This is a genomic window from Phycisphaerae bacterium, from assembly GCA_024102815.1.
In the GTDB taxonomy this organism is placed as follows: domain Bacteria; phylum Planctomycetota; class Phycisphaerae; order UBA1845; family UBA1845; genus JAGFJJ01.
This window is the reverse complement of record JAGFJJ010000055.1, coordinates 19,210-28,482: the sequence shown is the minus strand read 5'-3', so window position 1 is coordinate 28,482 and position 9,273 is coordinate 19,210. Positions and strand designations below refer to the sequence as shown.

General features: G+C 60.2%; 7 protein-coding genes. 2 read left to right on the top strand and 5 right to left on the bottom strand.

Annotated features, from left to right (window positions below):
- A partial coding sequence (locus J5J06_13730; protein MCO6438149.1) for a tetratricopeptide repeat protein occupies positions 1-1,831 on the top strand: 1,831 nt, incomplete at its 5' end.
- Positions 1,832-2,785: 954 nt separating this feature from the next.
- Here the strand turns inward: J5J06_13730 and J5J06_13725 are convergent.
- From J5J06_13725 to J5J06_13715, 3 genes are all read right to left on the bottom strand, one after another.
- On the bottom strand, positions 2,786-3,286 hold the full coding sequence (locus J5J06_13725; GenBank protein MCO6438148.1) for a hypothetical protein: 501 nt from the start codon (positions 3,284-3,286) through the stop codon (positions 2,786-2,788).
- A 120-nt stretch (positions 3,287-3,406) separates the two neighbouring features.
- On the bottom strand, positions 3,407-4,111 hold the full coding sequence (locus tag J5J06_13720; protein MCO6438147.1) for a class I SAM-dependent methyltransferase: 705 nt from the start codon (positions 4,109-4,111) through the stop codon (positions 3,407-3,409).
- 478 nt (positions 4,112-4,589) lie between these two features.
- A complete protein-coding gene (locus tag J5J06_13715; protein MCO6438146.1) occupies positions 4,590-4,802 on the bottom strand; it encodes a helix-turn-helix transcriptional regulator in 213 nt (70 codons plus the stop codon).
- Positions 4,803-5,300: 498 nt separating this feature from the next.
- Here J5J06_13715 and J5J06_13710 point away from each other — a divergent pair, with 498 nt between their 5' ends.
- Complete coding sequence (locus tag J5J06_13710) at positions 5,301-6,032, top strand: hypothetical protein (protein MCO6438145.1); 732 nt, start codon at positions 5,301-5,303, stop codon at positions 6,030-6,032.
- A 448-nt stretch (positions 6,033-6,480) separates the two neighbouring features.
- Here J5J06_13710 and J5J06_13705 read toward each other — a convergent pair whose 3' ends face one another.
- Positions 6,481-7,209, bottom strand: a complete 729-nt coding sequence (locus J5J06_13705; GenBank protein MCO6438144.1) for a PDZ domain-containing protein — start codon at positions 7,207-7,209, stop codon at positions 6,481-6,483.
- A 154-nt stretch (positions 7,210-7,363) separates the two neighbouring features.
- Positions 7,364-8,683, bottom strand: coding sequence for a hypothetical protein (locus tag J5J06_13700; protein ID MCO6438143.1), 1,320 nt, complete (start codon positions 8,681-8,683; stop codon positions 7,364-7,366).
- Positions 8,684-9,273: the final 590 nt, after the last annotated feature.

The following is a 9,273-nucleotide window of genomic DNA, read 5'->3' as shown; positions in this document are numbered from 1 at the left end:
TCTCGACGACATGCTCAAGAGCGTGACGCCCGACCAGGCCCGGGGTCGCGACGTGACGGTGCGCGAGGTGCTCGACACGGTCGCGGGCCGGATCGACGACGAACTTGCCGACGCGCCCGCCGTCGAGGCGACGGTGCGGCTGATCCTGGGTCAGACGTACCACGAACTCGGCGCGTTCACGGAGGCGGCCACGATGCTTGAACAGGCTGCCGCCATTCATGCGAACATGGGACTCGAGACGGCCGAGACGGCGCAGATCTACCGTACGCTCGGGGGCGCGCGGCTGGCCCAGGAGGATCTCGATGCCGCGGAGGAGGACTTCGATCGCGCGCTCGCGATCGCCCGCGCTGCCGAGGGTGCTGAGAGCGACAGCGTGCTGGCGATTCTGAACCAGCGCGGCCAGATTCTCTATCGTCGCGGCCAGTTTGAAGAAGTCGCCGCCACGCTCCGTGAAGTCATCCGCATCTTTGCCGCCCGTTACGGCGAGTCCAGCCGCGAGCTGCAATCCGCCCGCGGGAACCTCGGTATGGTGCTGATGCAAAGCGGGGCGCGGGATGAAGCTGACCAACTCCTGACCGGTGCACACGACTGGTTCTTGCGGGAGGACGGCCCGGCGTCGTCGATGGTGCTGGCGCTGCTCGATGGCCGGGCGAGCATCGCCGTCGAGCGCGGCGATTTCGACCAGGCCGTCGCCTTGTCGCGCGAAGCGCTCGAGCGCTGCCGGGAGCACTTCGGTCCCCGGCACCCAGAGGTCGCCGACACGCTGTTCATGTACGGCACGCGGCTCGCGAGCGGGTTCCGGACAGCCGATGCCGAGCCCGTCTTCCGCGAAGCGGTCTCGATCCGCGAAGAGCACTTCGGTCCGGACAGCTTGCCGGTCGCGGAGGTCCTCGGCCGCTTGGGCCCGGTGCTGAGCGATCTGCACCGGATTGACGAGGCGCTCGCCGTGCAGGAGCGTGCGCTGTCCATTTATCGTCAGCACGAAGACGCCAGTGCGATTCGCTTCGGTTGGACGCTGCATGGCTACGCCCTGACGCTGCTCGATGCGCGCCGCTTCGCCGAAGCCCGCGTAGCCGAAGAGGAGGCGATCGCCCTGCTGTCGGAACCGTACAGCGCGGACTCGAGCCAGGTCCTGATCCTGCGGGGCACGCTGGCCTTCATCGACCAGTCGGCGGGTGATTTCCGCGCCGCGCGCGCCGCGCATCAGGAGGTCGTCGCCGCGCGCCAGGACCTGCTGGGCCCCGATCATCCCGATACAGTGCTGTCGCAGTTGTGCGTCGCCGAATGCGAGTTCGGGCTTGGCGACATTCGCATCGCCTTACAGCAATTGGAGGCCGTCGTGCCGCGTGCAGCGCACGCCTACGGCGCCGACAGCGCGATGGGGGCGGGGGCGCGCGCGTGGCTGGCCCTCGCCCGACTCCAGGACGGCGCCGCTTGTGCTGCGCGCCCACCTGCAGAGGCTGCCTACCGCTTTTACCACGACGCCGCGACCGCGACGGCCGTCGAGCGAGTCTACGCCGCCGCGCTGGTTGCCGCCGCCGCTCATGAGCCGGGTGCCGGCGACGTCCCGGCCGTGCAAGCGCTGCTCGTGCAACGGCCCGCGATACTTGCCGCCGCGTCCGAGCCAAATGCAGGCGACTGGCGCCTTGGCTATGCCGCGTTCACCGCAGGTCGACTGGGCGCTGCATCCGAGGATCCGGTCGTCACGGCCGCGCTGCTTGACTATGGCGCCCGCCTGCTGGCGGACTACTTCGGACCGGACCACCCGCTGTCCCGTGCGGCTGCGGAGGCCCGCGCGACGTTCGCAACTGCGGCGGCGCCGGAGCCGTGAAGCGCGCCGGCCGCAGCGGTCGCGCCAGTTGTGGCCACGAGGTTGCGGCTTGACGCTGGCCGTGATTTGCGAAGTGCGGGACGTGATTGGCTCGTTCCAAGGCGAGTCGCCGCTGCTGCGGAACGTGGCCCGCGCGCCGTCGCCGAGGACCGCGCCCGCCGCACCCGTGCCGTGAGCATCCGCCTGGAGTACGTACGCACTATTGAAACGCGTCACCCCGGTCGGCACCGTTCCAGCGAACCATCGAGTCCGTGTTGAAGTTTCCGTACTCGGGCTCCTCGAAGCCGGGCCAGGTGGGCACACGGGTCGGCCCCTGTACGGTCAGGACGAAGGGAGGCGCCGCCAGGTGGAAATTCGGATCCGGGATGGTCAGGCGGGAATCTGGGTGTGCATCGCTGGTACGGGCGCTGCACCGTGCAGCGATATGGTATTGCGCGGCCCTCCGCCGGGCGGAGGTTTGATCAGAACGGCCGCGATCACAGCCGGTCGCTCGTAGACCGACGCCGCAACGCGCAGATTGAATGCCGATAGGGCGTCGCAGCGAACGAGGCGGTCAAAGCTGACCGACCCACTCCTGACCCACTGCCCCGAAAAACGCCGTTCCTGGAGTGTGTCTTGGAAGCCAACGAATAGGGCCCAAGCTCGTAAGCTCAGGCCCTTTAATCACTTCGGGTCAAAAGCGGGCGATGGGATTCGAACCCACGACGTCCAGCTTGGGAAAAGCCCCGAGCGAGCTTGCCCCGTTCGCTGCAAGCCTTCGATTTGCAGTAGTTTAGCGGCGGTTCCGCGATTCGCAACGCTTCGCATTCGACTGCGTTTTTTCGCGTCTGGCGGTGGTACTCGCGGCGGATAGTGGTACGTACCAGGGGGCTTGACGCCTTTTGGTGCGACTGGGCGAGCAACAAATGCGAACGGATGGCGAGCCAGTTCGCCATCCGTTCAGAGCACAATCGGTCAACGGATACATCGATAGGTCGCTGTGGCATGCATTCCTCCTGAGACATGCGTACCAAGCTCTCCCCAGGTCATTTGACTGCACGTGGTTCCCCCCGCGGCCGGAACGACGACGTTCGCTTGCCCTTGGTTAGAAATAACAACGGGTGGTAAGTCGAGCCATTCCCAGTCGTCTCCGCTGAGGTTGACTAGTCCGGTCGGCGGGCTATCACATGCGACGAGATATTCGGCCGGACTCGGCAAACGCTTGCCGTCAACAGCACAGTTTTGCCGAGCAATTTCCCAGTACACTGCCGAACCACGATCATCCTTCTCCATGCAAAAACCAAGATCTCCGCCACCCACTGAGATGAACACCTCAGTCGAGCTATCACAATTGTCGACATGTGGTGAATTCAGGCCCGCGTTGTGTGCCCATGCGTCCCACATATCCGCCTTAGCATGTCCAGCAAGACCGATCATAACTGCAGCAACTCCGATCACGACACGAAACCCGTTCATAGTGCCTCCGCAAACAAGTACCGTTGTTATTCGAAGCGACAAGCGCGCTTCAGCATAAGGACACCGCATCGGTACCGCGTCGAAAGCAGATGCGTCAAGAGTGGTTTGGTTAGCGGTGGACTAAATCCACGGAAGCAAATGCTGAGGTATATCGAGCCCCGCGAAAGGAACGTCAGGAGAGATGTTCCAGCCGTTGAGATTGCGCTGAACTGCCCAAAAGCCCTCCCACTCGGCGACGTTTCCAAAGATCTCCCCTACAGCAACGGTTACCCCCGCATGCAAATAGACACCAGAACGGCGGTCGGGAACATAGTCACGGTTCCCGTTGCCACGCGCTTCAAGTCTATCAACTGATGACAGCTGCGCTTCGAGATCGTCCCCGCAAAGATAGCCTCCGAGACGAACAAGTCGCAATGAATGCGTCAAGTCATGACGGACGTCGTCGTAAAAATGGCTGGCATCGACATAGACGATATCAAATGACTCGGCCGGAAAACGAGAAAGCAGTTCGGCCGTGGTCCCTCGAAGCGGCAAAATGATGTCGTCATGGCCTGACGCGGAGACATTGTGAAGAAATAACGTGAAAATGTCGCCTGTCTTTGAAGCGTCATGCATTTCTTGATAGACAGGCACCGTACCCATCTCGGCTGGATTGAAGAAAGGAGCCCACGAATCCACACACACAATCGTCCCGCCTCGCTGGCAGAAGCGCTTGATGGAGGAAGCCCATGTAATCGCCGATGCGCCAGCCCAACTTCCTAGCTCAAGCACCCGAAGTGGACGATCAGAAGTCGCGGAAGCAAGAGCGCGAACGGCAGCTTGCATGTATATATGTCGGCGGGCGCTCCCTTGCCGAGCAGCGAGGTGAGTTCCAAAGTAGGGCCGGTTGGCCTTGAGACAATCAGTGTATTGGAGAAGCGCGTCGCTACTCATACGTCCATCTGGTGATCCGAGTTAAAACTGCAGCGCGATCTTATGTCGTTGGCGACTCAGGGACAACACGAAAGATCGAGAATAACCTGTAGAGCGATAAGGCGTGGCGCAGGCACCCCTTTGCCACTAGAGAGAGCTGTGCTGTCGCATTATGATACAACTCGGAGGCGCCGGTGCGTCAGTTGGAGAAGCAGGTGTCCACTGTCGAATCGCCCAACCTTTCGACCGGGGCAACTCCTCTTCACTCGCCTTTGCATATCGTCTGTTTCAACATAGAGGGGCAGATGCAAGCGCTGTCGGCTCTTCGGTGGCAGAAACTCCTTCCTCGACGGCCAGAAGGCGGCATGCTCGTCAGATGACGCGGCGCAAATCACTTACGACGGCGCTTCGGATCTGCATCGGGATCGGGTCCAGCCAGCCGCCTTATTCCCATCTCGGGATTCACCTCGCAGCCTCGGCACCATAAACAGAACTCGGCCACGTCGATACGCCGCTCTGCGTTTTCGCATTTGAAAACCCAGGACTGCGGTTTGCCAACAGCGTCCGCAAGCTCCCGGGTGGTTAGGCCAGCTTCCTCGCGCATCGCGCGGAGAAGCGGGGGCACGGGCCGGTAAAGATCTGAATGTAAAGCTCGGCTTCGCATGCCGAGAGTTCACAGGAGGCGACGCTTGAAACCATCATGGGTTCACGCTACGCTTTATTTTCAATGGTTTGCGCCGCTTGCGGGCATGCCCTGGGCTTTCCGGCGACCGCGGCCCCAGGGTCGGAGCGGCCGCACGGGAAGGTAGCTTTGGACGCCTTGTTAGGGTACTGTTCTGGCTCGACCATCCTTGAACATTTCGGGCTCGGGCAGAAGGGACGTACTGACTCTCAGTAGGCGAAGCCCCTTGCTTTGCTCGCTGAGAGCCAAGTCAAGCACAAAGGTCTTTTGTGCTCCTCACCTTTTCTTTGTGGCACCGGGTAGTTGGCAGTGGAGAGCTGGGTTCAGCCCTGCATTGCCTGCTACGGGGTGTTCCTGCAGAGGCATAACAAGGTCGAGAGAGCCATCGCGGTTTTCTCAGTACGACAAGGAGCGTGTCAGATGATGAAGTGCATCATGCTTTTGGCCGCCATGATGGTGGTCACCGCTGTCGCGCCCGCGAGGGCCGACGTGATCTACGGGGGGACTTGTTTCCCCGATGTCTCGCATACCAACGGGCAGCCGGGAATGACTGCTACGCATGAGTTTGAGCTCTGGGATTTGGTGGGAACGCGTATCTCCCTCCATCAGGACATGATGATCACTGGCTTCAACGCTGTCGCGATCACGGATGTTCCCTTCGAGAGCGTGGTGCCGCGGATCAACATCTACGCGGCGAGCGGCGGAACGAGTCGTGAGCAAATGTTCGCGAACAGCCCACTCGTCGGCAACGTCTTTAGCGGGACGATGTCGATGGGCACGCCGGTTCCGTTCGGCCAGAGCATGGAGGGGTTCCAGAGTTACTACATCAACTTTAGCTTTACCCCCTTCACGCTTCCGGCTGGGGACTACATCTTGTCCTCATACGTTGACCTGGTCGGAGGGTCATGGGCTTGGGTCCAGACCGACCAGAACCTTGGGTCAGCGATTGAAGTGTGGAGTGGAGAACCCGGGAACTACTACGACTATTCAAGCTTCGGCCCTCCATACACGACAGGGAGTGCCGGAGTGGATCTCATCGGCACCCCGATTCCCGAACCGGCTTCGATTTGCCTGCTTTCGGCCGGAAGTCTGCTTGCGACGAAAAGACTGCGTCGCGAAGTCACGACTGCCAAGCGCTGCACTGTGCGATAGTTGCGAAGTCGTTCAACGTCTCGGAACTCTTGCTATGTACTATGTCAGACTTGGAGCTTCTGCGTGCCCGGGGAAGCCTCACTCGGCTTAGTGCTGAGTGAGGCTTCCCTTTCACCTTTTGAAGGTTTGTGCTTGCTTGGTTCTTCCCTCTCAATGCTGAAAATTACTTGACATCATTTATGAGGATGCATCCTGGGCCGATTGTGCGCGACCACGAGGCATGCCTGAGACTACCAGAAAAAGTGGGGAGTTCCTGTAGCGAACTGCTTACACCGCCCGGTTTCTGGGTCAAAGTAGCCAGTTACATCCCACCTCTGTTTCACCACTCTACACCAGTTCAGCTTCATCGCGTTCTGAAGAGGCTCAAACGTCGGCACCGCCACGCAAATGAGCAGTACTATGATTAGTACTGCCTCCAATAGGCCTGCGCCCTTCTCGTTTCGGAACGTCATCGCATGCTCTCACTTGCATTCCCGATACGCGACAGTCCTTCGACGGCGACGATCCCTTGACCGATCCCCAATAGCGCCAGCACAAGCGGCATCCGCAGGGCAATCACGATGCAGACAAACAGGAGGGTATCGATCGCATCATCTCCATAAAGCAGCACGAGCTGCCTTGGCATTGCGCCTATCGCGAGAGTAAAGATTTCGCGAAACGCCTCTTCTGCCGCAGCGAACGCCCTGTTCAACCCGACAGCATGCCGCATGATGGGGAGCTCAATCCCTTGATCACGCATTGAGGAGCGATTCAAGAACGATCCCTGAAGGCCGACGAGTTGCAGTTCATGGTTGTCTCGACGAACCGTAAACGGAATGGCTTCCGCTCCGGGCTTCGATAACACGAGCGCGAGTTCGTCCCAACCGCTTGCGGCCTTGCCGTCAATGGTGACGAGCACGTCCCCTGCCCTCAGTCCCGCAGCCGCTGCCGGGGAGTCTTGAAGGATGGCTGAGGCGGGAGCATTGACTACTATGCAGCCGACTCCATAGATCATGAACGCGCTTGCCGTCGCGACGAAGGCAGACGTGACAAAAAAGCTGCTTTGAAAGAGCCATTGGCGAATTAGCGAAGGAAATAATGACGCGCCGCGAGTGGAGCTGGATGGCTGTAGAGCGGCCAAGAGACGCCATAGGGCTGTGCAGCCAATCGCCGCAGCAAGGAGGGACAATCCATACATACAGGCTCCGCTATACTTGTGCTCGTTCCATACAGTGTATCGGCGGCATGCCTGCGGGCTTGAGCGTCCGTACAAAGGGTTCTTCAGAACCAAGGTTTTTCGTACGTGAGCTTCCCGAGAGACAACAGTAGGATGTCTCAAAGTGAGACAGTCGTCAGGGAGCGGATGCGTGGACGACAGCGATCTGTCGCATTTTGTTACAGTCGCAGAGCCCGCAAGGATGGGTTAGGCCAGGTCGCCTTTTCATCTCCGTTGTCAAGATCGCCAGCGAGGCCGTTTCGAGCGACATTCTAATCCGCTCGCGAATCTGCAAACGCTCTTCCGTGTCGTCGGCTTCAACAGGGCCCGACTGATTCAACGTCAGTGCTTGATGTTGTTCGACAGCGCTGATTTCTGAAATCCGAATGCGGGCTCGCGCATTCTCCTCCTCAGCCTGCGAGATGTACCCGAAGAGCCCGCGCCGGATCACGGCGACAAAGAGCCCAGGTGGATTATTCGTTCCCTTGCTTTTCGCGTGTTCTGCGGCCGCGAAGAACTTCAGTCGCTCGGCTTCAGAGTTTCCGACGAGGCCCTCCTGGCGTGCTTGTTGATGAAGCACCATGAGTCGCTTGGGGTCTTGAAGGTCGCACATGAGCACACGCGAAAGCGACGGGCTTCCTTCCGTTCGCTTGCGAACACCATGCGGCCGGGCCGTGCCGGGTTTCTGGTTTTTAGATCTCGGAAGAGAGATTCCTGTTCTTCTAGGGGGTGGTGCTGCGGTTGTGGAAAGGGGCTTCGGGGGTGGTGGGTTCCGGTCCGCCTGGACTGGTGCTCCCCACGCGAGATTGAACCGCATGGGCACGCCGAACCGGTTGAGCTTTGTCTGCGGTGCGGCGTCGCGGATAAGAATGCCGAGTCGCTCCAACTCCTGACGAGCGGCCTTCACGTTGCGAGCATCGACTTTAAGCCGGTCCGCGATCCAAGTCGCCTTGCAGAGCCCCGACGGTGAGCATGAGCCTTTGCGGTAGTACATGCAGCGGAGCAAATGTCCGATCGCCGTCGCGACGAGTACTGGCCTCCCCTCGCCGACTAGGAACCGCAGCAGCCTTCTTGGAACCGGAATCTTCCGGCGGTGATTTTGGACGCGTGCTGCGAACTGCTGCGCGTCTGCCGAGAGATCGTCGAAGCCTCGCGGGTGCCGGATGGCCGTTTCGCTCCAGACAAGCAGCGTGGCGCGCTCCAACCGACGAATCGATGCACGAACGTGCTCCGCGGCCATGCCGTTTAGAAGCGAGGAAATCTCGGCCACCTGAAATCGGGGCGACCTCCCCTTGCCTATCCCGCAACGCCGCGCAGCAAGCTCATGTGTTGCGAGCCACACGCGGAAGTCGCGGAACTCGATACTGCCGCGCTTGTACGCCCACCAAGTGCCAAGCAAACCGGCCGCTGATACGAACACGAATCCGCCGAGCGGGACACCGCATCCATCGTTCATGAATCCCCCTGTCAGCGGACACACGTCACCTGTCCGCATGGCGTTCGGGGCGAATGCGACCTGAGCACGGGATACACGTATCCCGTGTGACGCAGAGATTTGGCTTTGACAGTTTTGGGATTCTTGCGCTAGGCTTGACGCTGTGAGGCGGTCTGACTAGCTCGGACCCAAATCAAAGTCTCTGTCACGAAAGAGCGACCCTGGCCGGTCGCTTTTTTCGTTTCAGGGCTATGCGCCCTGCCCCGAAAGTTACATACGAGTTACCCTTACATGGCGCCCGCAATCAAGCCTGCGAGCCTATTCGTGCACAGAGTAGATCGCCGTTTGCTGATCGGCCAAGCTACTATCTTCAGCAACTTGCAACACATTGTCGCGTTGTCGCGAGAACGCGATCTTTTCGCTGGCGACATTGTCGCGAAGTCGCGTGGTCGCGAAGTCGCGAGGACGGCTCGTCGCGATAACGGATGGTCGCGAGAACGAGTTGTCGCGAGCACGCGATGTGGCGAAGTCGCTTTGACGCGATATCGCGTTGTCGCGTGGGAATTTTCCATCTTGTGACAATCGTTTGGCTCCTTCATCCTCACAGCAAG